The 19,724-nt window shown below is 48.7% G+C and carries 18 protein-coding genes and 1 tRNA gene; 8 read left to right on the plus strand and 11 right to left on the minus strand.

Annotated elements, in window-relative coordinates:
- Positions 1 to 321 (plus strand): transposase (locus tag BM283_RS13705; RefSeq protein ID WP_175492151.1); only part of this gene is annotated, 321 nt, incomplete at its 5' end.
- 72 nt (positions 322 to 393) lie between these two features.
- On the opposite strand, the gene BM283_RS13710 is transcribed toward BM283_RS13705, so the two are convergent.
- The 7 genes from BM283_RS13710 to adk all read right to left on the minus strand — a co-directional run bounded on the left by BM283_RS13710 (position 394) and on the right by adk (position 8,174).
- Complete coding sequence (locus BM283_RS13710; RefSeq protein WP_254776373.1) at positions 394 to 1,122, minus strand: heparan-alpha-glucosaminide N-acetyltransferase domain-containing protein; 729 nt, start codon at positions 1,120 to 1,122, stop codon at positions 394 to 396.
- Positions 1,070 to 1,483, minus strand: a complete 414-nt coding sequence (locus tag BM283_RS20100; protein WP_254776374.1) for a heparan-alpha-glucosaminide N-acetyltransferase domain-containing protein — start codon at positions 1,481 to 1,483, stop codon at positions 1,070 to 1,072. The genes BM283_RS13710 and BM283_RS20100 overlap by 53 nt, the downstream gene beginning before the upstream one ends.
- A 31-nt stretch (positions 1,484 to 1,514) precedes the next feature.
- Positions 1,515 to 3,236 carry a hypothetical protein gene (locus BM283_RS13715; RefSeq protein ID WP_090694069.1) on the minus strand — a complete coding sequence of 574 codons (1,722 nt, stop codon included), beginning with the start codon at positions 3,234 to 3,236 and terminating at the stop codon, positions 1,515 to 1,517.
- 143 nt (positions 3,237 to 3,379) lie between these two features.
- Positions 3,380 to 3,679, minus strand: coding sequence for a hypothetical protein (locus BM283_RS13720; protein ID WP_090694070.1), 300 nt, complete (start codon positions 3,677 to 3,679; stop codon positions 3,380 to 3,382).
- Between the two features lie 263 nt (positions 3,680 to 3,942).
- Positions 3,943 to 6,000: a sodium-translocating pyrophosphatase gene (locus BM283_RS13725; RefSeq protein ID WP_090694073.1), complete on the minus strand. Its 2,058-nt coding sequence runs from the start codon at positions 5,998 to 6,000 to the stop codon at positions 3,943 to 3,945.
- Positions 6,001 to 6,142: 142 nt separating this feature from the next.
- Positions 6,143 to 7,402: a 6-phosphofructokinase gene (locus BM283_RS13730; RefSeq protein ID WP_090694076.1), complete on the minus strand. Its 1,260-nt coding sequence runs from the start codon at positions 7,400 to 7,402 to the stop codon at positions 6,143 to 6,145.
- A gap of 112 nt (positions 7,403 to 7,514) precedes the next feature.
- Positions 7,515 to 8,174: an adenylate kinase gene (gene adk, locus BM283_RS13735; RefSeq protein ID WP_090694093.1), complete on the minus strand. Its 660-nt coding sequence runs from the start codon at positions 8,172 to 8,174 to the stop codon at positions 7,515 to 7,517.
- A 209-nt stretch (positions 8,175 to 8,383) separates the two neighbouring features.
- Between adk and recA the strand changes: the two genes are divergently transcribed.
- The 6 genes from recA (at position 8,384) to BM283_RS13765 (ending at position 14,780) form a co-directional block, all read left to right on the plus strand.
- Complete coding sequence (recA, locus tag BM283_RS13740; protein WP_090694078.1) at positions 8,384 to 9,418, plus strand: recombinase RecA; 1,035 nt, start codon at positions 8,384 to 8,386, stop codon at positions 9,416 to 9,418.
- A complete protein-coding gene (gene recX, locus BM283_RS13745) occupies positions 9,418 to 9,867 on the plus strand; it encodes a recombination regulator RecX (protein ID WP_090694080.1) in 450 nt (149 codons plus the stop codon). Before recA ends, recX begins: the two co-directional genes overlap by 1 nt.
- A gap of 42 nt (positions 9,868 to 9,909) precedes the next feature.
- Positions 9,910 to 12,501 (plus strand): alanine--tRNA ligase, encoded by a 2,592-nt coding sequence (gene alaS / locus BM283_RS13750; protein ID WP_090694083.1) that lies wholly within the window; start codon positions 9,910 to 9,912, stop codon positions 12,499 to 12,501.
- A gap of 74 nt (positions 12,502 to 12,575) precedes the next feature.
- Positions 12,576 to 13,238, plus strand: coding sequence for a dioxygenase family protein (locus tag BM283_RS13755; RefSeq protein ID WP_090694085.1), 663 nt, complete (start codon positions 12,576 to 12,578; stop codon positions 13,236 to 13,238).
- A 25-nt stretch (positions 13,239 to 13,263) separates the two neighbouring features.
- Entirely contained in the window at positions 13,264 to 14,214 is a 951-nt protein-coding gene (trxB, locus tag BM283_RS13760) for a thioredoxin-disulfide reductase (protein WP_090694088.1), read from the plus strand.
- Positions 14,211 to 14,780 (plus strand): Smr/MutS family protein, encoded by a 570-nt coding sequence (locus tag BM283_RS13765; protein ID WP_254776375.1) that lies wholly within the window; start codon positions 14,211 to 14,213, stop codon positions 14,778 to 14,780. The genes trxB and BM283_RS13765 overlap by 4 nt, the downstream gene beginning before the upstream one ends.
- Here BM283_RS13765 and BM283_RS13770 read toward each other — a convergent pair.
- Positions 14,777 to 16,015: an MFS transporter gene (locus BM283_RS13770; protein WP_175492152.1), complete on the minus strand. Its 1,239-nt coding sequence runs from the start codon at positions 16,013 to 16,015 to the stop codon at positions 14,777 to 14,779. The genes BM283_RS13765 and BM283_RS13770 overlap by 4 nt on opposite strands.
- A gap of 30 nt (positions 16,016 to 16,045) precedes the next feature.
- On the opposite strand from BM283_RS13770, the gene BM283_RS13775 reads away from it, so the two are divergent.
- Positions 16,046 to 16,121: transfer RNA gene (locus BM283_RS13775), tRNA-Arg, on the plus strand.
- Between the two features lie 252 nt (positions 16,122 to 16,373).
- Here the strand turns inward: BM283_RS13775 and cas2 are convergent.
- The 3 genes from cas2 to cas9 are packed head-to-tail and all read right to left on the minus strand — an operon-like array spanning position 16,374 to position 19,583.
- A complete protein-coding gene (gene cas2 / locus BM283_RS13780; RefSeq protein WP_217646535.1) occupies positions 16,374 to 16,682 on the minus strand; it encodes a CRISPR-associated endonuclease Cas2 in 309 nt (102 codons plus the stop codon).
- 27 nt (positions 16,683 to 16,709) lie between these two features.
- Positions 16,710 to 17,615: a type II CRISPR-associated endonuclease Cas1 gene (cas1, locus tag BM283_RS13785; protein ID WP_217646536.1), complete on the minus strand. Its 906-nt coding sequence runs from the start codon at positions 17,613 to 17,615 to the stop codon at positions 16,710 to 16,712.
- Between the two features lie 33 nt (positions 17,616 to 17,648).
- Positions 17,649 to 19,583, minus strand: a complete 1,935-nt coding sequence (gene cas9, locus BM283_RS13790; protein WP_217646537.1) for a type II CRISPR RNA-guided endonuclease Cas9 — start codon at positions 19,581 to 19,583, stop codon at positions 17,649 to 17,651.
- Between the last annotated feature and the right edge of the window lie 141 nt (positions 19,584 to 19,724).

Genomic DNA, 19,724 nt, shown 5'->3' on the forward strand with positions numbered 1-19,724 from the left:
ATTGGCGCTCTGATCGGAAAGACGCTGCTGACCATAAGTCTGTTCATCGCCCATATCACCGCTGACATTTTCTATGCGTGGATAACGCAGGACCTTTTGCCTAAACTTCTGCCCGCTTGCGTGATTGTCATGGACAACGCAACGTTCCATAAACGGCAGGATATCCAAACCGCCATTGCCAATGCCGGGCATACACTTGAATACCTGCCGCCTTATTCCCCGGGCTTAAATGACATTGAACCCAAATGGGCTCAGGCCAAAGCCATCAGAAAAAGGGAAGGGTGTTCCATCGAGCAGCTCTTTGCCGCTTATGAAATTTAAATCATTTTATATGAGATCTGCTATATCTGCGGCTCGTGCTTTGCTATATTTGGTTGAGAAATGGGATGAGGCTCAAATAAACCGCAGAATACTCTCTGGATACCGCCATTTTAATGCTCGGTAAGCACAGCAAATGGGATACAGTAACCCCAGAGTCAGGGCCGCAGCAAGAAAGGCTTGCCCAAGTCCAGCACGCTCCAGAAGCAGAGACAATAACGCCAGCACGGCAAAATGCGCAAGGTAGAAAAAAAGCGCTGTTTGGCCAAATACTAGAATAGGGTCATATTGGTTAACGCTTATTTTCGGCTGTAACCATAGCAAGGTGGCCAGTATGACCATCATCAATCCTAGCTCCAGCGAAATATAGCTGATGCTCGGTGGGTATTTACTGACATGCAGCCATTGAATAACCGAATCGTCTTCTCGGTACAGCAACATATTGCCGTAGCCATTGATGCCACGCACAAGCAAAAAGCAGATTAACGCGAGTAGACCACCTGCCAGCAACACACGCATCACTGGCCAGCTGTTTTTCTGACGAGTTGTCAGCCAGTCGCCGAATACCCATCCCAGCATCATGATGGCAAGCCATGGCATCGCCGGGTAAAGTACGGTGAATGATGCGCTGAACCAAGGGGCAAAGGTCAGTGCGAGCCACAGCGGCACCTGCTCATGCGGCTGCCAGAACAGGAGAGTGAACGCTTCCCCGCCTATGAGCAGCATCAGCGCGCTGATCAATAAAACGCGCCTACCCAGACGATAGAGCAGCGCCATTAACATCATGCTGACGGCCGATCGCATACAGTACTTGCAGATACAGCTTTCCACTGAGGAATGAAAACACGATGATATCCAACAGCGCAATCAATGCGCCGCGCATGAGCAGATCACGATCAATAGCCTTGCTGTCCAAACCTTTTTCACGCCGCTGCATGATACTCAGAGCCATCGCTGTTCCCGTCAGAAACACAAAGGTGGGTGCGCTCAGATGCGTTATCCAGCGAGTAAAAAATTGCTCGAAAACGAAACTTGATCCAACCACATGCTTTACGATGGTATCGATTGCAATACGTCCTTGATTAAAAAATGCTGATGCATGATCCAGTGTCATCAATACCATGACAAAGCCGCGCATCCAGTCGATTGCTGCAATACGATTCATGTGGTTCTACCAAACTGGCTGGACTCGCTTTTCAGCTTTCAGGTTGCCGCCCAAAACGAGAAGCATTGAGCGTCATATCAGCGCGCTGCCATGCCTTCTTGAAGCGAGCCTCGATGAGTGCTGCCTGATCATTTTTCTGCTGAGCACGCAATGCTTGCAGCAAACCGTACAATGCCCAACCGTTGTTGCGATTGCGCCGCAAGTCTTCCCAATAGACTGTTTCTGCTTCGTGTGCCTGTCCTGCTTCGAGCAGAATGGCCCCCAGCGCCAGACGCGGCGGAAAATGCCATTCAGCAGGTTCAGTATAAACCAGGCCATCTTCCAGCCGGACCGCGCGGTCGAGAAGCGCAATCGCTTCGTCAAATTTTCCTTGAGCGGCGGCGATCTCGCCGGCCAATACCTTAGGTGCGATCGCGAGTACGCTACGCGCAGTATTCTGTGAGAATAATGGCGTATCCCAGCCTGGTTCCTGCATGATTTTGTCAAGTGATGCGAGCTCCTGCTCCGCTTGCTGCAGTTGGCCCGTTGCTACATATGCGAGACCACGCACATAATGCCAGCTACCGGTCAGGAAGGCATTGGTTGCAGGGGGGGCTGGTTCTTTTAGCACCTCTTGCCAGCGGCCGAATCGTGCCAGCGACCAGTATGGAATAACACGGAATATTACTGTGATGGGTAATTCATTCAATGTGTTATCGTTGATCTGGGCTGCAGCTTTACGGGCTGCGTCGAGCGCGATCTTGCTTTGCCCATCCATTGTGGCTGCGAACCAGAGAAAGTGAATGTTGTGCGGATAATACCCAATCGGGTAGATTCCTTGCGCCTGGGATTGTGCAAGATAGGCTTCATCCGCGGCAATGGCGAGCTGATTGCTTTTCATCGCGTCTGCATAGCGCCCGACCCGCTGATAAATATGCGAAGCCATATGGACGGTATGGCCTGCATCTGGCATCAGCGTCAATAAGGTATCTGCTGCTTTTTCCGCGCGCTCGGGGGTACAGGTGGATTCCATGAGATGAATGTACATGTGCAAAGCGCCGGGATGCTTCGGATCTTTACGCATGACTTCTTCTGTGATCGCGACAATTTCGGTGGTGCCTTCATAGGGCTGTCCGTCTGGCATCCAGTAACCCCATGGCCGAATATCCATCATCGATTCCACATAGAGCATGGCGATATCGAGATCATCCGGAAAACGTTGGTGTGCTGACTGCATGGCTGCTGCATAAGCCTGATTATTCGCGCTGCGATCTTCTGCATTACCCGTGTAACGTTTTTCCAGTGCACGAATCAGTGCCTGTTCTCTCGGTGTTGCGGTTGCCATCAGCGAGACCGCCTTTTGAACAAGCTCATACGCCTCTTGCTCTGTTTTAGGTTCCATCATCGCATTAATATTGGGTCCTAGCACGAGCGCCTGACCCCAATACGCCATTGCCAAATTAGGATCGAGGCGCGCCGCTTCGCTGAAAGCATGGCCTGCTTCGGCATGATTGAACCCATAAGCCAGATTCAACCCCTGATTCATGAATAATTGCGCCTGCGGTTTGTCGGTGCTTACAGGAAAAGTATGGGGGCCAAGATTCAGCAGCTTGGGCACGAGCTGACCAGCTGACCCGGGATGATGGGCTGGCTGCCTGTGTTCATGCTTATGAACCGGGGTGGGTTGATCTGCCGCCTGTGCTAAATTTATCTGAGCCTGTGCGCTCAACGAGATAGTAACGGTAATCAGGAAACGAAGGATCTGGTCTATCATAATTGCCCTCTTTGTCTATACAACAGGTGATCCTACTTTATCATTAAGATTGATTTTGTAATAGAACCAGGCGGAGCCGAACGATGGGATCTGGTCTGACTGGCCATGAATCAGACCAGAAGAAACGCGCTATTGGAGCTTTTTCAATAGTATAAGGAGCTAGGTTTTCCTTCTAAAACCAGTCTGCCATTTTCATCGACTCTCATGTTAAAAGTACGCCAGTCCCGTGTTTTAACATGAACATCATAAGTAGTGGCTGAATTCATTATTTCCTTTTCAATTTTCTCAGCCTCCCCGCCTTGTAAGTTGGCAATGATCGTTTTTTGTACCGGTTCTGGAAGCTGATATAGCTTGACCTCTGCTTCATATTTATGAGCGAAGATGGGTGTAGCAAAAGCGGTAAGGGCAATCGCGGGGATAAGGGTACGTGCTTTAATATTCATCTTGATTCTCCTGTGAATGTTGTTAATACAAACAGTTACATAGAGTTTCTGATAAAGACTGTCAACACGAGTGGCTGTTAGTGAGCGGATAGCGACTTAAGACTTAATTTGCTCAGAGGCACTCACGATCAATCCTACGTAAAGTAGTAAGAGAAAGCAATGAGAAGATGATGACAAGGCAGTCGATGGCTAGAAAAAAAGCCCATCAGCTTGACTGATGGGCTTTTTTCATAACGATAATTATTACATTGCACAGCAAAATACTACAGCAAAGGAATAATCAGCAATGCTACGATATTGATAATTTTAATGAGTGGATTAATAGCTGGGCCAGCCGTATCTTTGTACGGATCGCCAACAGTATCACCAGTAACTGCTGATTTGTGCGCTTCACTTCCTTTACCGCCATAGTTACCATCTTCAATGTATTTTTTCGCATTATCCCATGCACCACCACCCGTTGTCATGGAAATAGCCACGAACAGACCGGTAATGATAGAGCCCATCAATACACCACCCAGTGCTTGTGGGCCTAGGATGATGCCTACTAACAAAGGAATCAGAACTGGCAGCAACGAGGGTGCGATCATTTCTTTAATGGCTGCTTTGGTCAGCATGTCAACCGCACGTGAATAATCCGGTTTACCTGTGCCTTCCATGATACCCGGAATTTCACTGAATTGACGGCGCACTTCAATGACGACAGAACCAGCGGCACGCCCAACGGCTTCCATCGACATGGCACCAAACAGGTAAGGCACCATACCACCAATGAACAGACCGATAATGACCAGGTGGTTAGACAAATCAAAAGTGAGCAACTTATTAGCATGCTCCAGACCATAGGTATAATCAGCAAACAGCACGAGTGCAGCTAGCCCTGCGGAACCAATGGCATAACCTTTGGTGACGGCTTTGGTGGTGTTACCCACTGCATCGAGTGGATCAGTAATTGCACGCACGGACTCGGGCATACCAGACATTTCAGCAATACCGCCTGCATTGTCCGTAATGGGGCCATAGGCATCCAGTGCCACAATAATACCAGTCATGGATAGCATGGCGGTAGCGGCAATAGCAATCCCATACAGCCCTGCCAGCGAATAGGCAATCAGGATACTTGCACACACGGCCAGAACAGGTGCAGCCGTAGCGCGCATGGATACGCCCAGACCTGCGATAATATTGGTACCATGTCCTGTCGTTGATGCGTTAGCGATATGCTGAACAGGTGGATATTCGGTCGAGGTGTAATACTCGGTGATGATGACCATCAATCCAGTCAGGATCAACCCGATCGCCGCGCAAATAAACAAGCGCATAACCAGTTCGCCGCCAGCGATATCAACCCCATCCAGGTTTAATGACAGACCACCCATAAACCAGACAGTGACGGGCAGATAGGCGAAAAACGCAATGCCGCCTGCAACAGCCAGGCCGCGGTAAAGCGCATTCATGATTTTGCCGCCTTCACGCATCTTGACATAATAGCAACCGATGATAGAAGCGACGATCGAGACCGCACCCAGCATCAATGGATAAACAACAGCGTTGGCAGCGTCTGACGTGAACAACAAAGAACCCAGTATCATGGTTGCGATGATGGTAACGGCATAGGTTTCAAACAAATCGGCTGCCATTCCGGCACAATCGCCCACATTATCCCCTACGTTATCCGCAATGACTGCCGGATTGCGTGGATCGTCTTCAGGAATGCCCGCTTCGACCTTGCCTACCAAGTCTGCGCCAACGTCTGCACCTTTTGTGAAAATACCTCCACCCAGACGTGCGAAAATGGAAATCAGCGAACCACCAAAGGCAAAACCAACCAGTGGATGAATGATGTCGCTCATAGCCTGGTCAGCAGTTGAATCGCTGTATAACATTGCGCAATACCCTGCTACCCCCAATAATCCAAGTCCTACCACCAGCATGCCAGTCACGGCACCGCCGCGGAAGGCAATCTCCAATGCTTGATTCAGACCGGTACGTGCCGCTTCGGCCGTGCGTACATTAGATTGTACCGATACGGTCATACCCATGAAACCAGCGACACCAGAAAGCACTGCACCTAAGGCAAAGCCAAAGGCTGTGCTCCATGAAAGGGCCGCGCCTATGGCGAGAAATAAAAGCAAACCAACCATACCGATGGTCATGTATTGCCGCTTGAGATAAGCCGACGCACCTTCTTGTATAGCAGCAGCGATTTCCTGCATACGTGCATTGCCGGGAGACTGCGCATAGATACGCCGGATCCAGATGCCACTGAAAACCAGGGCAAGAATCGCGCTGATAATTGCGATCGTTAAACCGTTTGCCATAAAGAACTCCAATTAAAGCCAGACCACCTGAAAAACATGCGAAATTTGGTCTGGAAATTTCGCATCAATCATCTAATTTGAACCAGAAACAGCAAGAGCGCGTATTTTATACGTCTTGCTGTCAGAATGTAACTATATGAGACTAAAGCTTGAATTCACCCAATTTCTTACTGACTCCGATGTTCTGCAACCGGACATAATCAGGCAATCCATTCTTATAAGGAGGGTAATCTTCTCCTTCTATTAATGGCGAGAGATACTGACGACATTTTTCTGTAATGCCAAAACCATCCTCAGTAATAAAGTCGGTCGGCATCATTTTCTCTACATTTGCCACTTTTGATAATTCAGCCATACCGACTTTCCAGCTATAAGGGGTGTTGGAGACACGTTCAATGGTTGGCATGACTGAGTTATGTCCAGCGATCGCATATTCGACAGCCGCTTTACCCATCGCGTAGGCTTGCTCCACATCCGTTTTGGAGGCGATATGTCGTGCTGCACGCTGGAGATAATCCGCCACCCCCCAGTGGTATTTCAGACCAAGACCATCTTTGATAATATTGGCCACTACCGGCGCGACGCCGCCTAGCTGCGCATGACCAAACGCATCACGTAATCCCTGGTCAGAAAGGAACTTGTCATCCGATCCCTTGACCCCTTCTGACACCACTACCGAGCAATAGCCAAATTGCTTGACATAGCTATCGACTTTAGCGAGAAATTTTTCTTTATCAAAAGTGATTTCTGGAAACAGGATCACGATAGGTATTTCACAGTCTTTGCTGGAAGCCAATCCGCCCGCTGCCGCAATCCATCCTGCGTGACGGCCCATGACTTCGAGCACAAACACTTTGGTAGAGGTTTTAGCCATGCTGGCTACGTCAAAACTGGCTTCGCGTGTCGATACGGCAATATATTTTGCGACCGAGCCAAACCCAGGGCAACAATCGGTAATGGGCAAATCATTATCGACTGTTTTCGGAACATGAATGGCTTGGAGAGGATAACCGAGTGTATCTGAGAGCTGTGATACTTTCAGACAGGTATCTGCTGAATCTCCACCGCCATTATAAAAAAAATAACCAATATCGTGTGCCTTGAATACTTCAATCAGACGCTCATATTCTCGCCGGTTCTGTTCCAGGCTTTTCAGTTTATAACGGCAGGAACCAAAGGCGCCCGAAGGGGTATGACGTAATGCTCTGATTGCTTCGGTGGATTCTGCACTGGTATCAATCAAGTCCTCCGTCAGTGCACCAATGATACCATTTCGACCAGCGAACACTTTACCGATTTTGTCGCTATGCGCACGGGCTGTTTCCAGAACACCCGCCGCAGAGGCATTAATAACGGCAGTTACACCGCCGGATTGCGCATAAAATGCATTTTTTATTGCCATATGATTTTTTTTCTCCCGAGTGATTAAAACGTTAGCACATCTTTTTTATTTGTTTTCAGAAATAGCTCAATCGCTTATTAACTTATCAAAAAGCTTTTAGGAATTTTTAGAATTATTTATTTGTGAGCGAGGTGAGGATACTGTGGTGAATGGCTTCCACATCCCCCATACCGGCGATCTTGATATAACGCGGTGCGCCGGGTTTTCCACTGGCGGACCAGTCCGAGTAATATTGGATGAGCGGTTTGGTTTGATCTTGGTAGACCTGCAAACGCTTCCTGACTGTTTCTTCTCGGTCATCGTCCCGCTGGATCAATGGCTCACCTGTTATATCATCTTTGCCGTCGGCTTTGGGTGGGTTGAATTCGATATGATAGGTACGGCCCGAAGCTGGGTGTACCCGGCGACCGGACATACGCTTGATAATTTCGGTATCCACCACATCGATTTCGACGACATAATCGATCTGTATATTGGCTGTTTTTAATGCTTCTGCTTGAGGGATCGTGCGGGGAAAGCCATCAAACAGAAAGCCATTGGCGCAATCAGGTTCAGCAATACGCTCTTTGACGAGATTGATAATGATGTCATCTGGCACCAGACCCCCTGACTCCATGATTTTTTTTGCCATGATGCCGAGTTCTGTCCCGGCCTTGACAGCGTTGCGCAGCATGTCTCCAGTCGAGATTTGTGGAATACCGAAATGTTCTTTGATATAGTTGGCCTGGGTGCCTTTACCTGCTCCTGGGGCACCTAACAAAATGATTCTAATCTTTTTTCTCCCTATTATCGCCAAGAATACAATAAAAGAATGAGCTTAATGTCAGTAAATTCAAATTATATCGCAGGCTAGGCATATACTTGAAGTTTTTGCTGATTTTTCGTGATGCTTCCTATACATCATGCAATAAGCTACTGCAAGTTTGTTTTTTCCGGTATTGAATATGCGATAATTCTATGAATTGTTAACAGGAAAAAAAGATGGACGAAAATAGAAATAAAGCGCTAGCTGCTGCGCTTTCCCAGATTGAGAAGCAGTTTGGTAAAGGTTCCATCATGCGGATGGATGCTAGCGATGTGGCTAGCGATATTCAAGTGGTTTCTACCGGCTCCTTGGGGTTGGATATTGCATTAGGTGTCGGTGGATTACCACGCGGCCGGATCATTGAAATTTATGGCCCTGAATCATCCGGTAAAACCACGCTGACTTTGCAGGTGATTGCCGAGATGCAAAAAATGGGCGGGACGGCTGCCTTTATCGATGCCGAGCACGCGCTGGATCCGCAATATGCCCAGAAAATAGGCGTCAATATTCAGGAGCTGCTGATTTCTCAGCCGGATAATGGCGAGCAGGCACTTGAAATAACCGATATGCTGGTTCGTTCCGGCTCGGTCGATATCGTCGTGGTCGACTCAGTGGCCGCGTTGACTCCACGCGCAGAGATTGAAGGTGAGATGGGTGAACCGCAGATGGGGCTACAAGCAAGACTGATGTCGCAGGCGTTGCGTAAATTGACGGCCAATATCAAGCGCAGCAACACCATGGTCATCTTCATCAATCAGATCCGCATGAAGATCGGCGTGGTATTTGGCAATCCCGAAACGACGACTGGCGGCAACGCCTTAAAGTTTTATGCCTCGGTCCGATTGGATATCCGCCGCACTGGCTCGATCAAAAAGGGCGAAGAAGTGATCGGCAATGAAACGCGGGTGAAAGTTGTCAAGAACAAGGTGGCGCCACCATTCAAGGAAGCTGAGTTCGATATTCTTTATGGGGAAGGCATCTCGCGGGAAAGTGAAATCATTGAATTGGGGGTATTGTATAAATTGATCGAGAAAGCAGGGGCCTGGTATTCTTACAATGATGAAAAGATCGGTCAAGGTAGGGACAATGTGCGCGATTATCTGAAAGAGCATAAGGAAATGGCCAAAGAAATCGAGCAAAAAATCCGGGTTGTCGCCGGTCTGACTGAACTGCCTAAAGCCGTTCAGTCAGAAGAGAAAGCCAGTGGTTGATGAATGTCAAGCAAAGCTTACAAACCCGTGCCCTGCACCTGTTAGCCAGACGCGAATATTCCCGGCTTGAACTGGAAAAGAAGCTGGCTGGGCATGCTGAGACACCCGAGGCGCTATCAGAAGTACTGGATACACTGGAACATCGAGGGTGGCTCTCGGCAGAACGGTTAGTCGAACAAGTAGTGCATGGTCGCCGGCACAAATATGGTGCGCAGCGCATTCGCCATGAGTTAAAAGAAAAAGGCATTGCTGATCATTTGATCGATACGGCAATGTCTGAGTTAAAAGCAACCGAATTACAGACTGCGCGTGAAATATGGCGCAAGAAATTCGGTGTGATGCCTGAAAATCTGAAAGAACGCAGTAAACAGGCGCGCTTTCTGGCAGCAAGAGGGTTTTCAGCCGCAACTATTCGCCAGATTCTGGCTTGCTCGGATGAAGAGGGATAAAGTCTTGCCCTCATTGATACGTGTATGAGAAATGGAACCAACATGAAAAGCAGCGAAATAAGACAAAACTTCCTGGAATTCTTTGAGTCGCACGGCCACACCATCGTTGCGTCCAGTTCACTCGTTCCAGGCAATGACCCCACCTTGCTGTTCACGAACGCCGGCATGGTGCAATTCAAAGATGTATTTCTGGGCTTGGACAAACGGCCTTATACGCGGGCGGCCAGCTCACAGCGCTGTGTACGCGCGGGCGGCAAACACAATGACCTGGAGAATGTCGGCTATACCGCACGGCATCATACATTTTTTGAAATGCTGGGTAATTTCAGTTTTGGTGATTATTTCAAGCGTAATGCCATCCAGTACGCATGGGAATTTCTGACCAAAGTGCTGTCGATTCCTCAGGAAAAACTCTGGGTGACCGTCTATGCTGAAGATGATGAGGCGGCTGACATCTGGTTGAATGAGGTCGGGGTTGAGCCTGCGCGCTTTGTACGCATTGCTACCATGGATAATTTCTGGCAGATGGGCGATACCGGTCCGTGCGGGCCGTGTTCCGAGATTTTTTATGATCATGGCTCCCAAGTGGCTGGCGGGCCGCCCGGCTCAGCCGATGCTGACGGGGATCGGTATATCGAAATCTGGAATCTGGTCTTCATGCAATACAATCGCGATACCAGCGGTACCTTGCACCCTTTGCCCAAACCCTCGGTCGATACCGGTATGGGGCTGGAGCGGATTTCAGCGGTGATGCAGGGAGTACACAGCAACTACGACATCGATCTGTTCCAGGACTTGATCAAAGCGGCGGCACGTGAGACACAAACGCATGATCTGTCCAATAACTCGCTCAAAGTGATCGCTGACCATATTCGCGCCTGTGCCTTTCTGATCACCGATGGCGTCATTCCAGGCAATGAAGGACGGGGTTATGTATTGCGCCGCATTATCCGGCGTGCGATTCGGCATGGGTACCGGTTGGAGCAGAAAACGCCTTTCTTCCATCGACTGGTGGATGATCTCGCTAAAGTGATGGGGCAGGCTTATCCTGAACTCGTGGCTGCTAAAACTCGCGTAGCCAATGTACTCAAGCAAGAAGAGGAACGTTTTGCAGAAACTTTGGAAAACGGAATGCAGGTGCTGGAAGCCGCTTTACGCGAACAAAGCGGCACTCTGGCTGGTGAAACGGTTTTCCGGCTGTATGATACCTTTGGTTTTCCAGTTGACCTGACAGCGGATATGGCGCGCGAACGCGGTATTAATATCGATCGTGCCGGGTTCGAGGAGGCCATGGCAGACCAGCGCGAGCGTGCGCGTGCTGCAGGCAAATTTACCATGCAAGGTGGCGTCGAATATCATGGCATTCCGACCGAATTTTATGGCTATGACAGCCTGCAGCAGGAGGGAACTGTGCTCGCCATCTACAAGCAAGGCAGTCAGGTTGATTTTATCGAAGCTGCGGACGAAGCGGTGATCGTGCTCGACCGTACTCCTTTTTATGCAGAGTCGGGCGGCCAAGTCGGTGATTGTGGTGAATTGCTGGTGGCCAACGGTACGTTTGTGGTGTCTGATACCCAGAAAATTCAGGCCAGCGTGTATGGTCACAAGGGCTTTTTAAGCAGCGGCCGGCTGGTTGTTGGCGATTCAGTCCTGGCAAAAGTCAATCCAGTCGCGCGTGCCAATACGGCCAATAATCATTCAGCCACCCATTTGCTGCATGCGGCCTTACGCCAAGTACTGGGCCCCCATGTGACGCAGAAAGGTTCACTGGTGGATGCAGAGCGACTGCGTTTTGATTTTTCTCATCATGCGCCGATGCAGCCTGATGAGCTACGTACTGTCGAGCATCTGGTCAATGAGCAGATACGCCATAATCATGACGTAGCCACGCAGCAGATGAGATACGACGATGCCATCAAGCGCGGCGCCATGGCGCTGTTTGGTGAAAAGTATGGGGCTGATGTGCGCGTAGTCGCAATGGGTGATTTTTCGACAGAGCTGTGTGGAGGCACCCATGTCACCCATAGCGGGGATATCGGCTTCTTCAAGATTCTCAGTGAATCAGGTGTGGCCGCCGGCATTCGGCGTATTGAAGCCGTTACCGGGCAGGCTGCCGTGGATTATGCACAGCAGCGTGAACTGCAATTACTCGCAATTAGTGATACCCTGAAAGCCGCTCCCCACGAAGTCAGCCAGAAAATTACTCAACTGCTCGATCATGCCCGGCAGTTGGAACGAGAGCTCACCTCAATGAAATCCAAGCTGGCTACGCTGCAAAGTGGCGAGCTGAGTAAGCAAATCAATGAAATCAAGGGAGTGAAAATACTGGCGGCTCGCCTGGAAGGCGTCAATGCCAAAATCCTGCGTGAAACTCTCGATAATTTTAAGCATCAATTAAAATCATGCATCGTTGTTCTGGCAACGGCAGAAGCTGGGAAAGTGACGCTTATTGCTGGAATCACCGATGATCTGACCGCAAAAGTCAAAGCGGGAGAGTTGATCAATTATGTTGCCCAGCAGGTAGGGGGTAAAGGAGGCGGACGGGCGGATATGGCGCAAGCAGGCGGGACCTTGCCGGATAAACTGCCTGATGCATTAGCGAGTGTGGCCGGTTGGGTAGAGAAAAGATTATAGTAATCGTATTCAGTCACTCGACTCAAGCAGCTTAACCGGTTAATGGTAAATTAATCTGGTATGAGGAGAGCAAGATGAAAAAACTATCCAGAAGAAAGTTTATTAAGTTGGGGATAACAGGTGGAGTCGTCGGCGCCTTAACACCCAAAGGAGGGGTGGCCAAAACGCTATTGCCACCTACCCCTCCTGAAACAGAAGGTCCGTTTTATCCCGTGACCTCGCAGGACGATAAAGATTTTGATTTGACGCGTATACAAGGCCGTGATGGCGTGGCGCAAGGTAAACACATTATCGTTACCGGAAGTGTGCTGGATAATCATGGTCAGCCAGTGCCCCAGGCTACGGTCGAAATCTGGCAGGCTAATGCAAAGGGACGCTACCGTCACCCGCAGGATGCTAATCCTGCACCCCTGGATCCGAATTTTCAGGGCTGGGCAATCGTATTGACAGATGAGAATGGCGAATTTCGTTTTAAAACCGTCATGCCGGGTTCGTATCCCGCATCATCCACCTGGGTACGGCCACCTCATATCCATTTCAAGATATCTAAAAAGGGCTACGAGGAATTGACCACCCAAATGTATTTTCCTGGGGAAGCACTGAATGAAGCCGATCTATTGCTCAACCAGAAAACCCCCTCGGAGCGTTTGTTGATGGTCGCCAGAAAAAGAGGCCCGTCAGAAACAGAAGCGCTGGAGGTTTACGAGTATGCTATCGTGCTCAATCAAAAATCTTAAATTATATTTTTATTAAAACAAAAACATGACCACCAAACATTCCCGATTGCTCATTCTTGGTTCTGGCCCTGCGGGCTATACGGCCGCAATCTATGCTGCGCGCGCCAACCTCAATCCTGTCGTTATCACTGGACTGGCTCAGGGGGGCCAGCTCATGACGACGACTGATGTCGATAATTGGCCGGCTGATGTACAAGGTGTACAAGGACCTGAATTGATGGAGCGTTTCCAGAAACATGCCGAGCGTTTCCAAACTGAAATCATCTTCGATCATATCCATACGGCCAAGCTGACGGAAAAGCCCTTCACCCTGATAGGCGATCAAGGAACTTACACCTGTGATGCCTTGATTATCGCCACGGGCGCCTCAGCCAAATACCTGGGATTGCCTTCAGAAGAGGCCTATATGGGCAAAGGTGTCTCGGCGTGTGCCACCTGCGACGGCTTTTTCTATAAAGGCCAGGATGTCGCCGTGATCGGTGGCGGCAATACTGCGGTGGAGGAAGCCTTGTATCTTTCCCATATCGCGCGCAATGTGACCGTGGTACACCGGCGCGATAAATTTCGTTCGGAAAAAATTCTGATTGATAAACTGATGAACAAGACGCAAGAGGGCAACGTCACATTAGCACTCAATCATGTGCTGGATGAAATACTCGGTGATGAATCCGGCGTAACCGGCATGCGCATCAAGAATGTGCAGGATAGCGCCATCCGTACGCTGGAGGTAAAGGGGGTCTTTATTGCCATTGGGCATCAGCCCAATACCGATCTTTTTCAGGGGCAATTGCACATGAAAAATGGCTATATCATCACGCGCGGCGGCAATGAAGGCAATGCCACCGCCACCAGTATTGAGGGGGTATTTGCTGCGGGCGATGTGCAGGATCATATTTATCGCCAGGCTGTGACCAGTGCGGGCACCGGTTGTATGGCTGCACTGGATGCGGAGAAATATCTTGATGGGTTAAAGTGAAACCAGACAAAAAAGAATTAACTTCCGACCAGACAATTAACGAGGAAGAGGCGGCCTTGTTTCGGGAGGCGATGCGGGATGTCATTCCGCTGACGCCATCCCGGCAAGTCGTTCATCGGCCCAAGCCGCCGCGGCCGATACCTCGGCCTGCGGTGCAGACCGCTACCACCGCGGCGAGCCAGGATACGCTGTCAGATCATGTCTCACTGGAAATCCCCGATGGGGATGAGTGGGCTTACCTGCGCCCCGGCTTACCGCGTCAGACGTTGCGCAGATTACGGCGCGGTCACTGGAAAATTCAGGCTGAGCTGGATATGCACGGCATGACACAAAACCAGGCACGGTATGCGCTGGTTGCCTTTCTGGATGAATGTAGCCGGTATGGTGCCCGCTGTGTATGTGTCATCCATGGACGTGGATTAGGCTCGAAAAACCATGAGCCCGTGTTGAAATTGAAGGTTGGCAACTGGCTCGCACAACGTCATGATGTGTTGGCATTTTGCCAGGCAACGCCTGAGTACGGCGGCAGGGGCGCTGTGCTGGTACTGCTTAAATCAACGGTTTAATGTAACGGGGGTTCCCTGGCAGGCCAGGCCCATAGCCGCAATAATATCGCGGCCAAGGCAGCGACCCCGCCTGCCACAAAAAACGCCAGCGGTGCGCTATGTAACTGCCATAAAGTACCGAACAGTACCCCCGCCGGAATGGCCGCCAATCCTACTGCCAAATGATACCAGCCAAAAGCAGTGCCTCGTTCCAGAGGAGGGGCGTAATCACTGATCAGAGCCCGTTCAGCGCCTTCGCTTAGGCCAACAAACAGGCCATAAAAAATACTGACTATCCACAATCCATTACTGCTGGTTACCAGACCAAACAGCAGGAACGATACCGCAAACGCAACCCAGCTAATCAGCATCAAACTGCCGCGTCCATAGCGATCAGCCAGTTGCCCGCCGACAGTCGAGGTGATGGCTTTAGCCAGACTGATAGCAGACCAGATCAGTAGCAGCTCTACGACGCCCACACCCAGTTGATACCCCAGTAGCAAAATAAAGGTTTCAGAAGCGCGTGCTAAAGTAAAAAGTGTCAGTACCAGCAGATAGCGCCGGGTTGATCTGGATAATAATGACCAGCGCAAAGGAGGTAAGGATGGCATGGCTTCGGAAGGCGTCTCTTTCTTATTTCCAATGTTCTCTTCCTTGATCCCCATGCTCAGCAGCAGGATTGCCACCATGCCCGGTAGCGCAGACCATAAAATTACCTCGATCAAATCCAGCCCCGTCCAGGCAAGTATGGCTGCGGCAGCGAGACTCCCGGCTACCGCGCCGCCATTATCCAGCGCACGATGAAAACCATAGGCATAGCCGCGCATATGTGAGGGAGTCGCATCTGCCACCAGCGCATCACGCGGTGCCGTGCGAATGCCCTTCCCCACGCGATCAATGCTGCGCAGCAGCAGCACGACTGGCCAGGAAATCGCCAACCCCAGTAGAGGACGAGCCGTGTTCGACAACAGATAGCCTGCTAACGTCAGTTTCTTGCGACGTCCCCCTATCAGATCAGAATGACGTCCCGACCAGAGTTTCAGCAGACTGGCGATCGCATCGGCTATGCCTTCAATCAAACCTAATGCCACAGGTCCGGCAGCCAGCACGGAAGCCAGCAAAATCGGAATAAGCGGTGCGACGATATCAGATGCAAAATCATTGAAAAAACTGACCAGGCCAAGCACGACTACGGTACGCGGTAATTTTTTCTGCACTGCAATATTATGCTCAGGAAGCGGTTTCTGTTTATCCATCCCTACATAATAGCGTAAAATGTAGGCTTAGCCCTGGTAGCTCAGTGGATAGAGCGACCCCCTCCTAAGGGGTAGGTCGGACGTTCGATTCGTCTCTAGGGCGCCAATAAAATCAAGGTGTTATATTATTAATTGATTAATGATCAATTTGCGTTGCTACCATATTGCTACTTTATATGGGTAATAATAGTATTAATTAAGTTAAGAATGTCCCATAGGAAGGTAAGTAATCGTAATATCAGCGGATTTATGATCGCTGGGATAGCTCCCTCTCTCACCCCGGATGTACTACAATAGACCTTGCTAAAATCCCCGCCCAGCTTATGTCAGCTGGGCATTTACTGCAAAAAATTACTGTCTAAAATAACAACATTTGTTGAGAATTAACCTTTTTTTCCTGAAAAAGAGGCATGCCTACGAGTAATTTCATATTAGCAAATTGTTTTTCTGTAACACTTAAACAGCGTACCGATCCATCAGGTGGTAAATTATCGATAAGCCGTTTCATGTGCTTTTCTAGTGCATCATTTCCATTCAGCATACGGCCATACACCGAGAATTGGATCATGTCATAACCATCATTAAGAAGAAATCGACGAAATACAGTGTAAGCATGGCGCTCAGCTTTAGTCACTACGGGTAGATCGAAAAAAACAAGCAAACGCATATATCTTCGAGTCTCCTTGCTCATAGTTTAATATTCCAGCCGATGAGGTTCTAATTCAATCAGGTCAGGCAATTCGAGACATGTTTTATCGTTTCCGTCATAGAGCCGTGCAAGGCTCTCTATGGTGTGCTCAATGCTAGAAAGCACAGACATCTTTCCTCTAGGCATTAAAACATCTACATTGAGCAGATTGATCAGAGCTGCTTTGGTTTCCGGTTGCAATACTCCATCATCCGGAATAGGTAGATTAGCTGTAAACATATCAACGAGTGGACGAAAAGGCTCGATAATGTCATCCGCCAGGTTAAAAGCATTCTGCTCGCTAGCATGGAACAAACCCAGCGAGGGATGTAACCCATGCGCTACCAAAGCACGGGCAATTGTGCCACGCATGACGGCATAGCCATAATCCAGAGCTGCATTGACAAAATGAATCTGGTTCCGGCGAAAATCCTTACCAAAGAGTTGTGTGAAATAAAATGCAGCCGCTAACCCTTCTAGATTGTCATTATCTCCTGAGCGTACACGTCGCTCATAAGACTCCAGTCGGCCAGCGCCATCACGATTCGTGAGCCTTAGACAGGTTGCTTGGTTGGCGATTTTTCTACGAATAATTGCAGCCCAGGCTTGTTTAGCCGCGGGGCGCGGTAAATTCAACTGTAAACGCAACCAGCGTGTCGCACGGGAATGAGGTAGAAAGGGTAAAAACACTCCGCTCGGATGATGAGTAGTACCTGTGGCAAATAGGCTGATACCATATTCAGCACAGGCTGAGAGTACTGGATGAGTAAGCGTAATTTCGCGGTGATTCAGTACGATCACTGCGATATCCTCGAAAGGTACAAAAGCTGTTTGTTCCTGATCGATTGCAAGGGAATAATGCTCTCTACGCAAACGTGCAGGCCGAGAAATCATGATGCTACGCCAGGCCATGGCGTTTCTCCATAGGGGCTGGATAAATACGACCTAGTACATCTCGTGGAATTTCTCAATTGATAGTGCAGTTTTGGCGCCGATACCACGAATCATTCCACCTTTGCCAACCAGCTGATTACGATCATGTGCCCATAAATGAATAGCGCCTGTTGAACGATCACATCCTGCGTAATAGCCAAAATGCGTTTCTTTTTTTAGCTCTACCTTTAATAAATCATTTGGGTAAACCGAAAAACAGAATGGAAAGGTACCATCGATTAACGTCCATTCATTTTCATCTTTGCCTTGTATAATTGCACTGCTTGGGAGTTCTTTGGCAACCTTATGATGAACATAGATTGGCACGAGATAAAATTTATTTGCTTTGGTAAAGATATCTACGCGCAACATGGTGTCATTCTTGGCAATACCACCTCGTACTGGTATGCCAGTTAATTTATCGACAACCTTGACACTACGCACTATGGGGCCATCAAAATTGTTATTTCGCCCTGGCTTTCGTAACGGATTATCAGGTGGAAATGCTTTTTCTCCTTTACCGCCATGCTGTTCAAGTCGTGTGCGTATGGCGGTATAGAGCTTCTCGTTACGATTTGGATCGATCAATTTGTCCATATCACTCAATGTTAAACTACTCAATGGTACTTTCTGAATTACACTACCTTCTGTTTGTAATCGTTTGGATTGGCTATAAATGGTATCCTTGTGAGCAGCTCCTCCATTTCGTCGTTGCGGAGCACGTGATACAAATAGAGGTTGTAATTCAGTGAGCATTTCAGCTGAATAAGTGCCAAATTTTTCTATTTTCCTTCGTAGTAGAGCCGGATCATCTACGTTTAAGCGCAATTTTAATTCATCGCGAAAATGCGGCCAGGGAGTAGGGAAATGTGCTTTTAATTTTTGCAGCATAGCAGGATTAACTATTTCCCCAGTCTCTATATCGACGAAGCTCGAACGTACCTGATCAAGCTCTTTTTTGCGCGAATAGTCAGACAATCGCTTGACCATGCCATGGCTACATGCAGCCACAACTGCCGCATCGAGAGCATGATGACGATCACTTTCTTCTCGCGATTTCGTAAGCCCCCAGCGTGCACGTAGAAAAGCCGTTAATTGTCCGCTCAGCACGACGCAACGTTTTGCTTCACTATCCTCATGCGGTTGCAAAAAACGCTCAACATAATTCTTGAAAAACCGACAAATATAGCGTGTATCATTCAGATTACGCTCCCTGAAATCTTCTGCATTCTTTTCATCGAAATCTTTCTTGAGCAGCCGATTACGCTTGGCTTGACGATAAGCTTTGTTAGAATTAACAAATATCTCAAATTGTCGCCAGCGTTGGCTATTAGTGGCACCCTCCAGATACTCATAAGGAGTCATATTGCCTTTATTCTGATTTTCACGTGATAACACCAATACTCGATTGTTTTTGCTGTCATCGAAGCTGCGCGAATAGGGCAAGGCGTGATCAATCTCGGCGTAGCCTTGTTCAAACAGGACACGATGAATGTCCAGTGGCTCCAGAGAATAAACACATTTGCATTGTTGCTCACGATAAAGTTGGTATTTCTCGAATTCTTTACCTTTGGGTGTACCAACGAGATTGAATTCTTCAGCAAACCGGGTTTTGTCACTCTCATTGTGTTCACGAAATTGATTTTGCGCTTTTTCAATCTTTTTGCGCTCGCTGAAAGGTTTTGATAAGTCGCGCGCCATTTCGATATGTACAGAATGCGGTGACCCATATTTGCGAATGAGCGCATTAACGACCTTCCGTGCCTGGTTCAGTGCACGCAATACTACTGGATTGCGAGGCATATCTATATTCGTATTAAATATCATACGACCATCCTTATTTTTACTGATATAAAGCGGAGGTAAATATTTGCTTTTATCTTCATTTGCGACAGGTAATTGGCTATGATGATAGCCCGCTTCTTCGCAGGCTTGATCATAACGCAAGCCTACTTCTGATGTGGCTACACTAAACCGGACACACAATTTAAACTAATCTGAAAAGAGTGTGATCCTAATATGAAGCGAGAAAAAACCAAAACTTATACAGCCGAATTTAGAGCGTCAGCAGTTAAGCTGGCCAACGAA

Origin of the sequence: Nitrosomonas sp. Nm34, from assembly GCF_900113925.1 — a bacterium.
In the GTDB taxonomy this organism is placed as follows: Bacteria; Pseudomonadota; Gammaproteobacteria; order Burkholderiales; family Nitrosomonadaceae; genus Nitrosomonas.

What these genes read in the sequence shown, in the direction of transcription:
- trxB (WP_090694088.1), top strand. Translation starts at nt 13,264, where the DNA reads ATGACCACCAAACATTCCCGATTGCTCATTCTTGGTTCTGGCCCTGCG.
- cas2 (WP_217646535.1), bottom strand. Translation starts at nt 16,682, where the DNA reads ATGCGTTTGCTTGTTTTTTTCGATCTACCCGTAGTGACTAAAGCTGAG.
- BM283_RS13730 (WP_090694076.1), bottom strand. Translation starts at nt 7,402, where the DNA reads ATGGCAATAAAAAATGCATTTTATGCGCAATCCGGCGGTGTAACTGCC.
- BM283_RS13715 (WP_090694069.1), bottom strand. Translation starts at nt 3,236, where the DNA reads ATGATAGACCAGATCCTTCGTTTCCTGATTACCGTTACTATCTCGTTG.
- recX (WP_090694080.1), top strand. Translation starts at nt 9,418, where the DNA reads ATGAATGTCAAGCAAAGCTTACAAACCCGTGCCCTGCACCTGTTAGCC.
- BM283_RS13770 (WP_175492152.1), bottom strand. Translation starts at nt 16,015, where the DNA reads ATGGATAAACAGAAACCGCTTCCTGAGCATAATATTGCAGTGCAGAAA.
- alaS (WP_090694083.1), top strand. Translation starts at nt 9,910, where the DNA reads ATGAAAAGCAGCGAAATAAGACAAAACTTCCTGGAATTCTTTGAGTCG.
- cas1 (WP_217646536.1), bottom strand. Translation starts at nt 17,615, where the DNA reads ATGGCCTGGCGTAGCATCATGATTTCTCGGCCTGCACGTTTGCGTAGA.
- BM283_RS13755 (WP_090694085.1), top strand. Translation starts at nt 12,576, where the DNA reads ATGAAAAAACTATCCAGAAGAAAGTTTATTAAGTTGGGGATAACAGGT.
- BM283_RS20100 (WP_254776374.1), bottom strand. Translation starts at nt 1,483, where the DNA reads ATGAATCGTATTGCAGCAATCGACTGGATGCGCGGCTTTGTCATGGTA.
- recA (WP_090694078.1), top strand. Translation starts at nt 8,384, where the DNA reads ATGGACGAAAATAGAAATAAAGCGCTAGCTGCTGCGCTTTCCCAGATT.
- BM283_RS13725 (WP_090694073.1), bottom strand. Translation starts at nt 6,000, where the DNA reads ATGGCAAACGGTTTAACGATCGCAATTATCAGCGCGATTCTTGCCCTG.
- BM283_RS13720 (WP_090694070.1), bottom strand. Translation starts at nt 3,679, where the DNA reads ATGAATATTAAAGCACGTACCCTTATCCCCGCGATTGCCCTTACCGCT.
- BM283_RS13710 (WP_254776373.1), bottom strand. Translation starts at nt 1,122, where the DNA reads ATGCGATCGGCCGTCAGCATGATGTTAATGGCGCTGCTCTATCGTCTG.